This window comes from Curtobacterium sp. MCPF17_021 (assembly GCF_003234605.2).
Lineage (GTDB): Bacteria > Actinomycetota > Actinomycetes > Actinomycetales > Microbacteriaceae > Curtobacterium > Curtobacterium flaccumfaciens.
The window spans coordinates 804,915-818,931 of the sequence record NZ_CP126252.1; the positions used below are offsets into that span (position 1 = coordinate 804,915).

Annotated in this window: 13 protein-coding genes; 6 read left to right on the top strand and 7 right to left on the bottom strand. The window is 69.7% G+C overall.

The window, feature by feature from the left end; genetic code table 11:
• Positions 1-98 precede the first annotated feature (98 nt).
• From DEJ29_RS03950 to DEJ29_RS03970, 5 genes are read right to left on the bottom strand one after another with little or no spacing between them, the layout of a single operon-like run.
• Entirely contained in the window at positions 99-1,202 is a 1,104-nt protein-coding gene (locus tag DEJ29_RS03950; protein WP_111095654.1) for a Gfo/Idh/MocA family protein, read from the bottom strand.
• Positions 1,199-2,032: a ThuA domain-containing protein gene (locus tag DEJ29_RS03955; protein WP_110865016.1), complete on the bottom strand. Its 834-nt coding sequence runs from the start codon at positions 2,030-2,032 to the stop codon at positions 1,199-1,201. Before DEJ29_RS03955 ends, DEJ29_RS03950 begins: the two co-directional genes overlap by 4 nt.
• A gap of 32 nt (positions 2,033-2,064) precedes the next feature.
• Positions 2,065-2,952, bottom strand: coding sequence for a carbohydrate ABC transporter permease (locus DEJ29_RS03960; protein WP_084740987.1), 888 nt, complete (start codon positions 2,950-2,952; stop codon positions 2,065-2,067).
• Positions 2,945-3,910, bottom strand: a complete 966-nt coding sequence (locus tag DEJ29_RS03965) for a carbohydrate ABC transporter permease (RefSeq protein ID WP_027464443.1) — start codon at positions 3,908-3,910, stop codon at positions 2,945-2,947. Before DEJ29_RS03965 ends, DEJ29_RS03960 begins: the two co-directional genes overlap by 8 nt.
• Positions 3,911-3,912: 2 nt before the next feature.
• Positions 3,913-5,148 carry a sugar ABC transporter substrate-binding protein gene (locus tag DEJ29_RS03970; protein ID WP_071405204.1) on the bottom strand — a complete coding sequence of 412 codons (1,236 nt, stop codon included), beginning with the start codon at positions 5,146-5,148 and terminating at the stop codon, positions 3,913-3,915.
• A gap of 201 nt (positions 5,149-5,349) precedes the next feature.
• On the opposite strand from DEJ29_RS03970, the gene DEJ29_RS03975 reads away from it, so the two are divergent.
• The 4 genes from DEJ29_RS03975 (at position 5,350) to DEJ29_RS03990 (ending at position 9,872) form a co-directional block, all read left to right on the top strand.
• A complete protein-coding gene (locus tag DEJ29_RS03975; protein WP_258376003.1) occupies positions 5,350-6,366 on the top strand; it encodes a LacI family DNA-binding transcriptional regulator in 1,017 nt (338 codons plus the stop codon).
• Between the two features lie 373 nt (positions 6,367-6,739).
• Positions 6,740-8,059, top strand: coding sequence for an ABC transporter substrate-binding protein (locus DEJ29_RS03980; protein ID WP_111095652.1), 1,320 nt, complete (start codon positions 6,740-6,742; stop codon positions 8,057-8,059).
• Positions 8,056-9,024: a carbohydrate ABC transporter permease gene (locus tag DEJ29_RS03985; RefSeq protein WP_181438254.1), complete on the top strand. Its 969-nt coding sequence runs from the start codon at positions 8,056-8,058 to the stop codon at positions 9,022-9,024. The genes DEJ29_RS03980 and DEJ29_RS03985 overlap by 4 nt, the downstream gene beginning before the upstream one ends.
• On the top strand, positions 9,024-9,872 hold the full coding sequence (locus tag DEJ29_RS03990; protein WP_258376002.1) for a carbohydrate ABC transporter permease: 849 nt from the start codon (positions 9,024-9,026) through the stop codon (positions 9,870-9,872). The genes DEJ29_RS03985 and DEJ29_RS03990 overlap by 1 nt, the downstream gene beginning before the upstream one ends.
• Positions 9,873-9,967: 95 nt before the next feature.
• On the opposite strand, the gene DEJ29_RS03995 is transcribed toward DEJ29_RS03990, so the two are convergent.
• On the bottom strand, positions 9,968-10,414 hold the full coding sequence (locus DEJ29_RS03995; RefSeq protein WP_111095674.1) for a MarR family winged helix-turn-helix transcriptional regulator: 447 nt from the start codon (positions 10,412-10,414) through the stop codon (positions 9,968-9,970).
• A 169-nt stretch (positions 10,415-10,583) separates the two neighbouring features.
• On the opposite strand from DEJ29_RS03995, the gene DEJ29_RS04000 reads away from it, so the two are divergent.
• On the top strand, positions 10,584-11,516 hold the full coding sequence (locus DEJ29_RS04000; protein WP_284174070.1) for an AraC family transcriptional regulator: 933 nt from the start codon (positions 10,584-10,586) through the stop codon (positions 11,514-11,516).
• Between the two features lie 13 nt (positions 11,517-11,529).
• On the opposite strand, the gene DEJ29_RS04005 is transcribed toward DEJ29_RS04000, so the two are convergent.
• On the bottom strand, positions 11,530-12,573 hold the full coding sequence (locus DEJ29_RS04005) for a LacI family DNA-binding transcriptional regulator (RefSeq protein WP_181433144.1): 1,044 nt from the start codon (positions 12,571-12,573) through the stop codon (positions 11,530-11,532).
• A gap of 146 nt (positions 12,574-12,719) precedes the next feature.
• Between DEJ29_RS04005 and DEJ29_RS04010 the strand changes: the two genes are divergently transcribed.
• Positions 12,720-14,015, top strand: coding sequence for an ABC transporter substrate-binding protein (locus DEJ29_RS04010; protein WP_111088877.1), 1,296 nt, complete (start codon positions 12,720-12,722; stop codon positions 14,013-14,015).
• Positions 14,016-14,017: the final 2 nt, after the last annotated feature.

Here is a 14,017-nt window from a genome sequence, read left to right on the forward strand (position 1 = left end):
GGGGTCGCCACGGGCCTCCAGGCCTGCTCGGGGTGCGTCGTACCGCACATGGTGAGCAGGAATGGTCGGGTCCGACGTGCGGACCCGACCATTCCTGCTCACGAAGCGGGCAGGCGCTCGCGCAGGGCGCCGCGGACCGACTCCCACCCGGCCAGGCGGTCGCGGATCGCGTCGTCCTGCTCGGTGGCCAGGGCGTCCCGGTGCGCCTGTTCGAGCACCTCGTCGATGACCACCCGGCGCCCGCTGCGCGCCGACGTGATGGCCGCGTCGACCATGGTCAGGCTCATCACGTTGCCGTGCACCTCGCCGTCCGGCACCTCGCCGGAGCGGATCCCCCGGACGAAGGACGCCAGTGACCCGGCGATCTCGTGTCCGACCGACGGCGCAGCGGCAGGGGAGCCGGGGGTGCCGTCGAGGTCGCTCGACGGGTCGTGGTCGCCGTCCCAGAGTGCCGTGCCGGCCGCTCCGGAAGCACGCCAGTCGCCGTTCCACGAGGTCTCGGCACCCGGCGCGCACCACGAGCCGTCGTAGACGTAGCGGACGTCGTCCTCGAACGTGAAGACGGCCGCGGCGGCCGCGTCGCCCCGGTACCAGGACCACGACGGGTTCCACGACTCGCAGTACACCGACACCGGGTCGCGTTCGAGCACGTACCGCGCGGAGTCGAAGGCGTGGATGGCCATGTCGAGCAGCAGGACGTCGTCCATCTCCTCGCGGAACCCACCGAAGTGCGGCGCCTTCGCGAACCGGGTGCTCAGCCCGCCCACGGCACCGAGGTCGCGGACGTGCTGCCGGAACGCGACGAGCTGGTCGTTGTACCGGCGGGACTGCGACACCATGAACAGCTTGCCCGTGGCCTCGGCGGCGGCGGCGAGCGACAGCGCTTCGGCGACGGTCTGCGCTGCCGGCTTCTCGCCGAGCACGGGGAGCCCGGCACGGAGCGCCTGCAGGGTGACCGGGTGGTGCGCGACCGGCACGGTGATGTCGAGGACGGCCTCGGCACCGGTCTCGGCGGCCAGCACGGTCAGGTCCGTGCCGACCGGGATCGACGGGTCGCCGGCGTGCTCGGCCCCGGCGCGGGCGGCGTCGAGGTCGAGGTCGACGATGCCGACCAGCTCGACCTCGGGGTCGGCGGCGACGGTGGCGAGCCAGGCCCGCCCCATCCCGCCGGCGCCGACCTGCAGGACGCGGAGGGGGCTCACGCCTGTGCCCCGTCGCGCTCGGCCACGGGCTCGGCGGTCTCGGGCTCGGCGTCGTCGGGCTCCGCGTCGTCGAACGGGCCGCGGTAGTGCTGCCCGTCGAAGTACTCGCCCAGGTCGTAGCGGCGGAGCGTCGGGATCTCCCGCTCCCGCTCGGGCCGCGCCCACTCGGCACCGTTCGCGATCACGCGGCGGACGTCCGGGTGGTGGTAGACGGGGAAGTCCTGGTCACCGGGGGAGAAGTAGAAGATCTTCCCGAGGCCGCGGCGGTAGGTCATGCCGCTCCGGAACACCTCGCCGCCCGTGAAGCCCGAGATGAACACGAGCTCGTCGGGCGTCGGGACGTCGAAGTACTCGCCGTACATCTCCTGCTCGGGGATGACGATCGGGTTCGGCACCCCGCGGGTGATCGGGTGCTGCGGGTTGACGGTCCAGACGAGCTCCTGGTCGTGCTCGCTGCGCCAGCGGAGGGTGCAGGTGGTGCCCATCAGCTTGCCGAAGATCTTCGACCAGTGGCCGGAGTGCAGGACGAGCAGCCCCATGCCGGAGAGCACGTGCTTGTGCACCCGGTCGACCACGGCGTCGTCGACGTCCTGGTGTGCGGCGTGCCCCCACCAGGTGAGGACGTCGGTGTTCGCGAGGACCTCGTCGGTGAGGCCGTGCTCGGGCTCCTGCATGGTGGCGGTCCGGACGACGGCCTCGGGCAGGTGCTCGCGGATGCCGTCCGCGATCGCGCCGTGCATGCCGTCGGGGTACCGCTCGGCGACGTGCTGCTCGACCTGTTCGTGGACGTTCTCGCCCCAGACGGTGATGCGGAGCGGGGTGGTGGTCATGGTGTGTGCCTTTCGGGGGTGGTGGGACCCGGTCACTTGACTGCGCCGCCGGTGGCCCCGGCGGCGATGAACTTCTGCGCCACGAGCAGCAGCACGATGGCGGGGATCGAGGCCATCACCGCGGCGGCCATGACGGTCGACCAGTCGGCGGTGAAGGTGCCGATGTAGTTGTAGATGCCGAGGGTGATCGGCCGGACGTCCTCGGTGGTGGTGAGGGTCAGGGCGAACAGGAAGTCGCTCCAGGTGAACAGGAACGTGAACAGCCCGGCGGTGATCAGGGCGTTGGCGCTGATCGGCACGACGACCGAGCGGAAGGCCCGGAAGTTGCCGGCACCGTCGACCTTGGCGGCCTCGATGATCGACGGAGGGATGTTCTGCATGAACGCCCGCATGATGAGGATCGCGAAGGGCACGCCCGCGGTGCTGTCGGCCAGGATCAGCCCCGGCACGGTGTTGAGCAGCCCGAGGTCGTTGTACGCGGCGTACAGGGCGTTCGCGACGACGATGCCCGGGATCATCTGCGAGATGAGGATGCCGAACAGCACCGCGTTGATGCCCTTGACCTTGAACTGGGCGAGCGCGTAGGACGCCGGCGTCGCGATGAGCAGGCTGACGACGACGCTGCCCAGGGCGATCACCAGGCTCGTGACCAGGGCGCCGCCCTGGTCGGCGATGGCCTGCGCGTAGCCGCCGAGCTGGGCGTTGATCGGGAACCAGGCGGCCTCGATCGCGGAGCCGGCCGGCTGCAGCGAGATGTTGATCATCCAGTAGACGGGGAACAGCATCACGGCGAGGATCAGGATCCCGACGCCGGACAGCACCCACTGCTTCGCGCTCGTGGGACGGACGGGCCGCCGGGCACCGCGGGTGACCACCGCGCGGGTCCGGAGGGCGTCGGTGGTGGACGCTGCGTCAGTCATCGACGGCCTTCCTGTTGAGGCGGAGGTAGACGATCGCGAACAGGGCGGAGATCACGATGAGGATGTTGCTCAGCGCGGCGCCCTGCCCGAAGTCGAACTGCTTGAACGACAGGTCGTAGGACTGGGTCGCGATGGTCTGGGTGGCGTTCGCCGGCCCGCCGTTCGTCAACCCGAGGATGATGTCGAGCACCTTGATCGTGTAGACGACGCCGAGCACGAGCGTGACGCTCACGACGGGTCGCAGCATCGGCCAGGTGATCGCCCAGAAGGCCTTCCACCCGGTCGCGCCGTCGAGCGCCGCTGCCTCGTACAGCTCGGTGGGGATGTCCTGCAGACCGCCGTACAGGATCGTGGTGTTGAACGGGATCCCGATCCAGATGTTCACCGCGATGACGGTGATGAGCGCCACGGCGGGACTCGTCAGCCACGGGACCGACGGGATGCCGAAGGTGCCGAGGAACTGGTTGACGACGCCCGAGTCCTGGTCGAGCATCCACTTCCAGACCGCACTCGAGACGATGAGCGGCAGCAGCCAGGGCAGCAGGAGCAGCGAGCGCAGGAGACCGGACAGCGGGAAGTTCCGGCGGAAGAACAGGGCGAGCAGCAGGCCGAGGACGAACTGGCCGACGATCGACCCGATCGTGAACAGCGCGGTGTTGAGCATCGCCGTGCCGAACAGCTGGGACGACACGACCGAGGCGTAGTTCGCCAGGCCGACCCACGGTGCCTCGCCCGTGTAGAACGTCGACGTCGTGTACGCCTGGAAGCTCATGACGATGTTCTTGACCACCGGGTAGCCGAAGAACAGCAGCAGGAACAGGACGGCCGGCAGCAGGAACAGCAGCTGCGCGATCCGTTCGAAGCGCAGCGAGCGGCCCGGGCGGGGCCGCCGGGACGGAGCGGGTGCTCCGTTCCCGGCGGCCCGCCGTGGGGCGACGGGGGTCGCGGTGCTCGTCATGCTCAGTTGCTCGACTGCGCGTTCTGCAGGGCGTCGGCCGGGGAGTCCTGCCCGGTCAGCGCCGACTGCACGGCCGTGTAGATCTTCGTCGCGGCCTTGGGCCAGTCGGCACCGAGCTCGCCGGTGCGGGCGCGGGCGTCGGCGACGAGGTCGACGAACACCTGCTCCTCGGGGACGTCCTTGCCGAACTGCTGGGCGACGTCGGTCTTCGAGGGGATCGTGTAGCGCAGCTTCGCCATCGCGAGCTGGTTCGCGTCGCTGTTCATGCAGTCGACGATCTTCGCCGCGACGGCCTGCTTCGCCTTGTCACCGGTGTTCGGGACGGTCCAGACCTCGCCACCGAGCGGGGCCACGGCCTTGTCGCTGGCGGACTGCACGGGGATCTGGGCGATCCCGTAGTCGACCTTCGACTCCTTCAGCCCGGGGATCTGCCACGGGCCGTTGATCATCATCGCGGCCTTGCCGGCCATGAACTGGTCGTTCACGTCGGCCTGGGTCCAGTTCACGACGCTCTTCGACATCGATCCGTCGTCGACCAGACCCTTCCAGAGCGACAAGGCCTCTTCGGTCTCCGGGGTCGCGATGTCCTTCTCGTCGCCGCCGTTCGACCACATGAACGGCAGGAACTGCCAGGTGCCCTCGTACGTGGCGTTGGCGTCGACGGCGAACCCGTACTGGTCGCCCTTGGTCAGCTTCGCCGCGGCGGACTGCAGCTCGTCCCACGTCTTCGGCGGGGTGACACCGGCCTCGGACAGCACCTTCTTGTTGTAGAAGAGCGCGATGGTGTTCACGGTGGGGGCGAGGCCGTAGACCTTGTCCTCGTAGGTGCCGGCCTGCAGCACGCCCTTGGCGTAGCCGTCGGTCGAGATGTCGTAGTCGGACAGCGGCGACAGCGCACCGGTCTCGGCGATCTGCTGCAGATCCGGGTTGTCGAGCATCAGGACGTCCGGCAGGGTCTTCGACGACGCCTGCTGCAGGACCTTCTGGATGAGCGACGAGCCGGGCACCAGGCTGCGCTTGATGGTGACGTCGTTCTCGGCCCCGCACTTGTCGAGGTACTCGCCGATGACCTTCTTGTCGTTGCCCTGATTGTAGTAGTCGAGCACGGTGATGGAGTCCACCTTGCCGCCGGAGCTCGCGGACGAGCCGCCGGAACAGCCGGCGAGGACGAGGGGGACGGTCGCCAGCATGGCGACCGCGCTGAGGACCGGGGCGATCCTGCGGTGTCGAGGCTTCATTGCTTCGCTCTTCTCTGGATGGTTGCCGGACACGAGTCGAACGTGTCGCTCGTGGATCGGGGACGACCGGACCAGAACCGCTCCGTCGCGTCCCGAGTGGGGTCGAAGTTAGCATCGAAGCGGTTAGATGGTAAAGCGCTTAGACGAACTTTTTCGGACACCGCCCCCGCTACAGTGAGCGGGACAGGGTGAGGGAGCGGCATGGCGACGATGCAGCAGGTCGCCGACCGGGCGGGCGTCTCGATCGCGACGGTGTCCTTCGTCGTGAACGGCAACAAGCGCGTGTCCGCCGCCACCCGTGCCCGGGTCACGGCGGCGATGCGCGAGCTCGGCTACCGGAACAACGTGGTCGCCCGGGCGCTGGCGTCGCGCCGCACCCGGATCCTCGCGCTCGTGTTCCCGGTGCTCGAGCACCGGCTCGGCCAGACCGCGCTGCAGTTCTTCACGAGTGCCGCGAGCCGCGCCTCGGAGCTCGGGTACCACCTGGTGCTCTGGCCGGCGGTGACGACGGCGGACGACGTGCAGGAGCTCATCTCGGGCGGCCTCGCCGACGGGGTCGTGGTGATGGAGGTCACCATGCACGACCCCCGGATCGCCCGTCTGACCGAGCTCGAGGTCCCGTTCGTCGCGATCGGCCGCACCGCCGACCCCTCGGGCATCTCGTACGTCGACATCGACTTCGAGCGCACCGTCGAGGACGCCCTCGACCACCTCACCGGGCTCGGGCACCGGCGGATCGGCCTCGTCGTCGAGGACCTCGACGGCACCACCATGGCCGACTACGGGCCGAAGGTCCGCTCCGAGGCGGCGTTCCACGCCGGCATCGAGCGCCGGGGGCTCACCGGCACCGTGGTCGCCGCCGGCGCCTCGGCCGAGGGCGGTCGTCGTGCGGCGGCGGACCTGCTGGCGCACGACCCCGACGTCACGGCCGCGATCATCATGAAGGACGACTCGAACTTCGGGCTCGTCAGCGGGTTGCGGGCCGGCGGTCGGCGGGTGCCCGAGGACGTCTCGGTCATCGCGATCGTGTCCTCCGACGGCGCCGGCGCCGCGACCGAACCGGTGCTCACGACGCTGAACGCCCCCGGTCCGGAGCTCGGCCGCCTGGCGGTCGAGTCGCTGGTCGACCGCCTCGAGGGCGGCAGCACCGAGCGCACCCACACGCTCATCCCGTGCGCCCTGCACCTGGCCGACTCGACGGCCCCCGCCCCCGCCTGACCCCCTGCCGGCCTGGAGGCACGGCGCGGCCCCATCTGCGAAAGTGACAGATCTCCGCCAACGGTTCGCGGCACACTGTCGCTTTCGCGGGGACTGACGGGTTCGGCCGTGCGGGTTCTGTCGCTTTCGCGACCACCTGGCGGCCTGGAGGCGCGGGTCGGCCCCGCCACGCGCCTCCAGGCCGCCGCCCCGCGGGCCCACGCCCCCACCCGCGAAAGCGACAGATCCCTGCGGACGTTCCGCGGCAGGGTGTCGCTTTCGCGACAGCGACAGTGACAGCGACGGCGACCGCGCCGCCGCCTGGCGGACAGACCAGGCTCCGCCTGGTTGTGTGGACGTACAGGTTCGCAGCACCACACGTCGAGGAGGACGGATGGCAATCGACCGGAGGACGTTCATGCTCGGGGGAGCGGGGGTGCTGCTGCTCGCCGGCTGCTCCACCCGACCCGAGCGCACGCGCGTCGAGGACTGGCCCACCGAACCGCCCGAGGGCGAGGCGACGATCAGCTGGTGGGCCGGCCAGGTCGCCTCGAAGGACGGCGGTGACCTGCGCCGCCGGCTCATCGCGGAGTTCCAGAAGGAGCACCCGAACATCCGCGTCCGGATCGTCAGCGCCCCGAGCGACACCGACACGAACCGCACCAGCCTGACGACCCAGATCGCGGCCGGCAGCAGCACGCCGGACGTCTACCTGGGTGACGTCGCCTGGCCCGGGCAGTTCGCGAAGAACAAGCTCGCGACACCCGTGAACCAGCTCGTCGGCGAGGACTTCTTCGACCAGTTCCCCGAGGGGCTCCGGCTCGCGGCGAGTGTCGACGGCACGTACTACATGTTCCCGCTCTACATCGACGAGTCGTTCTTCCTGTACCGGAAGGACCTGCTCGCGAAGCACTCCCTGCAGGTGCCGGGGTCGTGGGAGGAAGTGCGCGAGACCGCCGCGAAGCTCGTGGACACCGGCGACGTGTCGTACGGGTTCGCGTTCCAGGGCGACGTGTACGAGGGACTGACCTGCAACGTCACCGAGTTCGTCGCCGACGCGGGCGGGTCACTGCTCAACGACGACCTCACGAAGCCCGAGACGACGAGCTCCGAGACCAAGCGCGCGTTCGAGTTCATGCGGTCGCTGGTCACGGAGGGTGCGTCCCCGCGGGCCACGCTGACGTACCAGGAGCAGGACACCAACGACGCGTTCTCGGGCGGGCGCGCGGCGTTCCTCCGCAACTGGTCGTACGCGTGGGGGATCGCGAACGGTCCGGACAGCCGGGTCGCCGGCAAGGTGGGGCTCGCCGCCCGGCCGACCTTCGACGGCATGGATGAGCACCACTCGACGATCGGCGGGTGGGGGAACTACATCAACCCGCACACCCAGCAGCCTGCGGCGGCGCTGACCTTCGCCAGCTGGATGTCGAGCGAGACCGCCCAGCAGTTCCTCACGCGAGAGGGCGGGGTCCTGCCGGCACGCAGCGCCTCGCTCGTCAGCGAGGACGCGAAGCGGCAGCAGCGGCCCACGTACGACACGGCGGCCGGCATCACGCTCGTGCCCCGCCCGACCTCGACCGCCTACTACCCGAAGGTGTCGCAGGGCGTCTACCAGAACGGCAACAGCATCCTCGGCGGGCAGGCGTCCGTCGACGGCGGCACGAGCGCGATGGCCTCGGCCATCTCGCTCGCCCTGCAGGGAGCAGCGCTGTGAGCGCCGGCACGGCGACACGACCGGCACGGCCTGGAGGCACGGGTCGCGTCGATCCGCCGCCCCGGCCGACGGGGCGGTCGCGTCTCGACCGCATCCGCTCACGGGGCGCGTGGGGCTTCGCGGCCCCGGCGCTCCTGGTGGTCGCGGCGGTGACGATCTTCCCGGTCGTGTACTCCGTCGTCCTGAGCTTCGCGGACGTCGAGGTCGGCTACGAGGGCTTCACGATCCAGTCGTTCGGGCTCGACAACTACGCAGCCCTGCTGCAGAGCGCCGACTGGTACCGCGCGCTCGGCTTCACGGTGCTCTACACGGTGGTGACGGTGTCGGTCGAGCTCGTGCTCGGCATGCTCGTCGCGCTGGTGCTCGAACGGCTCGGGGCCACCCGCGGCTGGATGCTCGCGCTCATGCTCATCCCGTGGTCGCTCGTCACGATCGTCAACGCGCAGCTGTGGAAGTACGTCTACGACAGCACCTACGGCGTCGCGACGTGGTTCTTCGGGTTGTTCGGGGACGCCCCGGTGATCCTCGGCGAGCCGGTCCCCGCGATCACCGGACTGATGGTCGCGGACATCTGGAAGACCACGCCGTTCGTCGCGATCATCCTGCTGGCGGGGCTCGTGCAGATCTCGGAGGACCACTACGAGGCCGCCGAGCTCGACGGCGCGAGCACCTGGCAGACGTTCTGGCGCGTGGTGCTGCCGCAGCTCACCCCGACCCTGACGATCGCGGTGCTGTTCCGCATCCTGCAGGCGTTCGGCGTCTTCGACCTGCCGTTCGTGCTGACGAACGGCGGACCGGGTACCGCCACCCAGTCGCTCGCGATCATGGGCTACAAGGTGCTCTTCCAGGACATCAACATCGGTCCGGGCGCGGCGATCGCGACCTCCACCGCGGTCATCGTCGCGGCCGGGTGTCTGCTGTTCCTCCGGGCGTTCCGGAACCAGGCGAAGGGAGGGGACGACTGATGCCCCGTCAACGGATCCGCAAGGGCTGGCGCAAGTGGGTCAACACCGTCAACGTCAGCGGTGTCGTCATCGCGGTGCTCACCGCGCTGCCGCTCTACTGGCTCGTCACGACGTCGCTCAAGCCGGCGTCCGAGATCGGGCAGTCGCCGCCGACCGCGTGGCCGCACGCGATCACGTTCGACAACTTCGTGGTGGCCTTCCGGGACAACGCGCTCGGCCAGTACATGGTGAACAGCGTCATCGTGTCGGTGTCGACCACGGTGGTCGTGCTCGCGCTGGCGTTCCTGGCCGGGTACGCCCTGGCCGGCCGGTTCATCCGGGGGCGCACGGCGATCATGACCTCGCTGCTCATGCTGTCGGTGTTCCCGGCGATCGCGGTCCTGACGCCGCTGTACCTGCTCGAGCGCAACCTCGGGCTGCTCAACTCGTACCCGGGTCTGATCGTGCCGTACGTGGCGTTCAACCTGCCGTTCGCCATCTGGATCATGCGGAACTACCTGCAGGGGATCCCGTCGACGATCGAGGAGGCATCGGAGATCGACGGTGCCGGTGCGTGGCGGACCGTGCTGTCGGTGATCTTGCCGATGGCGAAGCCGGGCCTGTTCACGGTCGGCGTCTTCACGTTCACGGCTTCGTGGAGCGAGTTCCTGATGGCGCTGACGTTCAACAGCGAGAACTCGTTCCGGACGATCCCGGTCGGCATCGCGCTCTTCGGGACGCAGTTCACGGTGCCGTTCGCGCAGATCTTCGCCGCGAGCGTCGCTGCGACCGTGCCGATCGTGATCCTGGTGCTGGTGTTCCGCCGCTCGATCGTGTCCGGTCTGACCTCTGGCGCGGTCAAGGGGTGACGGGCGTCCAGCATGCGGAGATAGGTAGCGAACTTACCTAGCTGCGCATGCTGGACATTCGTCGGGGCGTCGTCCTGACCGCCCGTAACCTGCCGTCAGGGGCTCGGTGCGCCGAGATCGACGGCTGCGACGATGCGGTCGATGATCCGCACGAACCTGGCCCGCTCCCGTTCCGAGAAGGAGGCCATCAGGTCGTGCAGGTGCTTGTTCGTGCCGTCCATCGCGCGCGCGTAGTCGCGGCGGGCAGCATCGGTCAGCTCGATGTACCGGCTGCGGCCGTCATCGGGGTTCGGGACGCGACTGAGGTGTCCGCTGTGCTCGAGTCGGTCCACCATGCCGGTGATCGCCGGTCCGGTGAGCCCCAGGTGCTTCGACAGGTCCTTCACGCGCACCGTCCGACCCGCTTCCTCGGCGCGCGAGACGAACTGCAGCAGCGTCAGGTCGCCGCCGGAGACGCCGAGCTCGTCGCGCAGTCGCCCGCGCAGCTCGGACACCGCGGCCTCGAGCCGGGTCAGCGCCGCGTCCAGGTCGACATCGCTCACGACAACGCCCCCTCTGAACGGGTCTCGTCCGGGTCACGATACGCCGCAGTCACCGCCCCAGCGTATCCACATAACGCGAAGCGTGGAACGGTGCAGGTGGCGATGGTGGATTCGGGGCACCGTGGCTGACCCCGTCCCGACTCCGCAGTCCGCTTCACGCGGTGAACCGGTGCGTTTCGAGGTCTCCGGCGGTGACCCCGACTCGGCCGAGCGCGACCTCGCCGCCGTCCACGGCGCCGATCGGTGGTCCGTCCGGCGCATCGACGACGACTTCTCGTACCGGTACACGGCCGTCGGGGACTCCGACGTGAGCATCCGGCGTTCGCAGCTCCGCGGTGCCGTGCGCGGCTCGGTGCCCGTCGGTGCCGACTACGTGGTGACGTGGATCACCAGCGGGACCGCGCACCTTGACTCCGGGCGCGTCCGGATGGAGTTGCGCCGGGACGTCCCCGTGCTCCTGCCCCCCGAGGACGACTTCGTGTTCACGGCCGAGGACCACGACCAGCGGCTGGTGCACTTCGGGCGGGAGTACGTGCACCGCGTCGCGTTCGAACACCTGGAGGTCGACGCCACGCCACTGCGGTTCGACCCCACGCGCGCGCCGGAACCCGACACGGCGGAGCGCTGGCAGGGGGCGCTCGTGGCGCTGTCCCGGGCACTGCGTGCCGAGGGGCTCGACTCTGACGCGTGGCACGACGCCAAGCGGTCGGCGGCCACCGCGTTCCTGGACACCTTCCCGCCGCAGGCCGACGACCTGCCCGCGGTGCTCGGCCTGCCCCGGAACGCCCGGCTCCGGGCAGCGGTGGAGTACATCCACGCACACGCCGCCGAGCCCGTCACGGTCCAGGAGCTGTCCGAGGTCGCCGGCCTGAGCGTGCGGTCGGTGCAGGAGTCGTTCCGCCGGGTCTTCGACGTGTCGCCGCTGACGTACCTGCGCGAGGTCCGGCTCGACCGCGTGCGCGGCGAACTGCTCGAGCTCGACCCGCAGGCCGGGGTCGTCGGCGACGTTGCCCGCCGCTGGGGGTTCGCCCACCTCGGCCGGTTCTCGGCGGCCTACGCGGCCCGGTTCGGCGAGTACCCGAAGCAGACCCTGCGCCGCTGACGGCGGCGGGTGCTCAGCGGCCGGGCGTCGGCCTCGGCGCGGGGCCCGTGCTCGCCCGAACCCGCAGGGTCGTGGGGAGCCGGACGTGGTCCGTGGTCGGTTCGCCACGGAGCATCGTCAGGAGCATCTGCACGGCGTGCGACCCGAGTTCGGCGAGCGGCTGCGACACCGTGGTGAGCGGCGGGGTCGTGGTGGACGCTTGCGGCACGTCGTCGAAGCCCACGACGGACAGGTCCTGGGGGACGCGGAGCCCGACCTCGGCCGCGGCGCGGAGCACACCGATCGCCGACGAGTCGTTCGCGGCGAACACCGCGGTGGGGCGGTCGGCGAGGGTCAGGAGCTCGCGGGCGACGGCCGCGGACTGGTCCTCCTGGTAGCCGCCGTCACGCAGCAGGCACTCGTCGACCGTGATGCCCGCGGCGGTCAGGGCCGAGCGGTACCCGGCCGCGCGCAGCTGGGCGGAGGCCAGGTCGGCGCGTCCCTGCAGGTGCGCGATGCGGGTGTGCCCGAGTGACAGCAGGTGTTCGACGGCCTGCACCGCGCCGGCCTCGTTGTCCGCGTCGACGGTGGCGTGCCCCTCCGGCCCGGTGTGCGGGTCGATCGCCACGACGGGGATCGACGAGCTCGACAGTGCCGTGGTCGGGGTGACGACGATCGCGCCGTCGATCAGGGTGCCGGACAGGCGGGACAGCGACCGACGCTCCCACCCGGGTCGGTCGGCGCCGGTCATCAGGCCGGCGTAGGCGAGGAGCTCGTAGCCGGTGCCGGTGGCCGCCCGCGAGATACCGCGGAGCAGTTCGGTCGAGAACGGCTCGAACTCGGGCACCAGGATGCCGACGACCCCGGTCCGCGAACTCCGCAGGCTCCGGGCGACCAGCGACGTCTCGTACCCCAGGTCGTCGACCACCTGCTGCACGCGGAGCATCGTGGCGGGTGCGACCCCGTCCCGCTGGTTGATCACCTTGGACACCGTCGGGATCGAGACCCCGGCCACCCGCGCCACGTCGCCGATCGTCACCCGGCCGGCACCGGGACGCGCGCCGAGTGCCGAGTCCATGTGCACACCGTACCGCTGCGGCACCATGCGAACGGTAAAGAAAACGTTATCGATATCGATTGACATGGACCTGGAGCAGCAGGCATGCTCTCCGCAGCGGCAGTCGATGTCGCGCATGTCAACGACGACACTTCAGGAGTTCCACGATGACGAGGAAGATCCGTGCCGCGGCAGCCATCGCGCTGATCGGGGCCACAGCACTGGTGGCCAGTGGGTGCTCGGCGGGCAGCGATGCCTCCGAGGACGGCGGGAAGGTCACGATGACCTTCTGGCACAACTCGACCACCGGACCGGGCAAGGCCTACTGGGCCTCGACGGTCAAGGCGTTCGAGGAGAAGTACCCGAACGTCACCATCAAGACCCAGGCGATCCAGAACGAGGACCTGGACGGCAAGCTCCAGACCGCCCTCAACTCCGGCGACGCCCCCGACGTGTTCCTGCAGCGCGGCGGCGGCAAGATGGACGCGATGATCGCTGCCGGGCAGCTCATGGACATCTCCGACTCCATCAGCGCCGACGCGAAGAAGTCCATCAGCGCGGGCACGTTCGCCGGGTACGAGAAGGACGGCAAGACCTACGCCATGCCGGGCGCGGTGCTCCCCGAGGGCATCTGGTACTCGAAGGACCTGTTCAAGGAAGCCGGCATCGAGGGCACGCCCACGACCATGGACGAGCTGAACGACGCGATCACGAAGCTCAAGGCCAAGGACATCGACCCGGTCGCCGTCGGCGCGAAGGACGCCTGGCCGGCCGCCCACTGGTACTACAACTTCGCGCTCCGCGAGTGCAGCCAGAAGACCCTCGAGGACACGGCGAAGTCGCTGAAGTTCGACAACGCCTGCTGGACGAAGGCCGGCGAGCAGCTCGAGGACTTCAACGCCACCAAGCCCTTCAACAACGGCTTCCTGACCACCGCCGCACAGCAGGGCGCCGGCAGCTCCGCCGGTCTCCTCGCCAACCACAAGGCCGCCATGGAGCTCATGGGCGCGTGGGACCCGGGCGTGATCGCGTCGCTGACGCCGGACGCCAAGCCGCTGCCCGACCTCGGCTGGTTCCCGTTCCCCGCGATCGACGGTGGCAAGGGTGACCCGAAGTCGATGATGGGTGGTGTCGACGGCAACTCCTGCTCGGCGCAGGCCCCGAAGAAGGCGTGCACCGACTTCCTGAACTTCATCGTGCAGAAGGACAACCAGGAGGGCTACTACAAGGCCTTCAACGCCATCCCGGTGAACAAGGAAGCCCAGTCGGTCGTCGACTCGGACTACCTGAAGTCGGCCCTGGCCGCCTACCAGGAGGCCCCGTTCGTCTCGCAGTACCTCGACACCCTGTACGGCCAGAACGTCGGCAACGCGCTGAACACCAGCGTCGTCGACCTGCTCGCCGACAAGGGCAGCGCGAAGGACATCGTCGAGACCACCAACCAGGCTGCGGCCAAGGGCTGAGC

What these genes read in the sequence shown, in the direction of transcription:
- DEJ29_RS04010 (WP_111088877.1), top strand. Translation starts at nt 12,720, where the DNA reads ATGACGAGGAAGATCCGTGCCGCGGCAGCCATCGCGCTGATCGGGGCC.
- DEJ29_RS03990 (WP_258376002.1), top strand. Translation starts at nt 9,024, where the DNA reads ATGCCCCGTCAACGGATCCGCAAGGGCTGGCGCAAGTGGGTCAACACC.
- DEJ29_RS03955 (WP_110865016.1), bottom strand. Translation starts at nt 2,032, where the DNA reads ATGACCACCACCCCGCTCCGCATCACCGTCTGGGGCGAGAACGTCCAC.
- DEJ29_RS03980 (WP_111095652.1), top strand. Translation starts at nt 6,740, where the DNA reads ATGGCAATCGACCGGAGGACGTTCATGCTCGGGGGAGCGGGGGTGCTG.
- DEJ29_RS04005 (WP_181433144.1), bottom strand. Translation starts at nt 12,573, where the DNA reads ATGGACTCGGCACTCGGCGCGCGTCCCGGTGCCGGCCGGGTGACGATC.
- DEJ29_RS03975 (WP_258376003.1), top strand. Translation starts at nt 5,350, where the DNA reads ATGGCGACGATGCAGCAGGTCGCCGACCGGGCGGGCGTCTCGATCGCG.
- DEJ29_RS03960 (WP_084740987.1), bottom strand. Translation starts at nt 2,952, where the DNA reads ATGACTGACGCAGCGTCCACCACCGACGCCCTCCGGACCCGCGCGGTG.
- DEJ29_RS03970 (WP_071405204.1), bottom strand. Translation starts at nt 5,148, where the DNA reads ATGAAGCCTCGACACCGCAGGATCGCCCCGGTCCTCAGCGCGGTCGCC.
- DEJ29_RS03965 (WP_027464443.1), bottom strand. Translation starts at nt 3,910, where the DNA reads ATGACGAGCACCGCGACCCCCGTCGCCCCACGGCGGGCCGCCGGGAAC.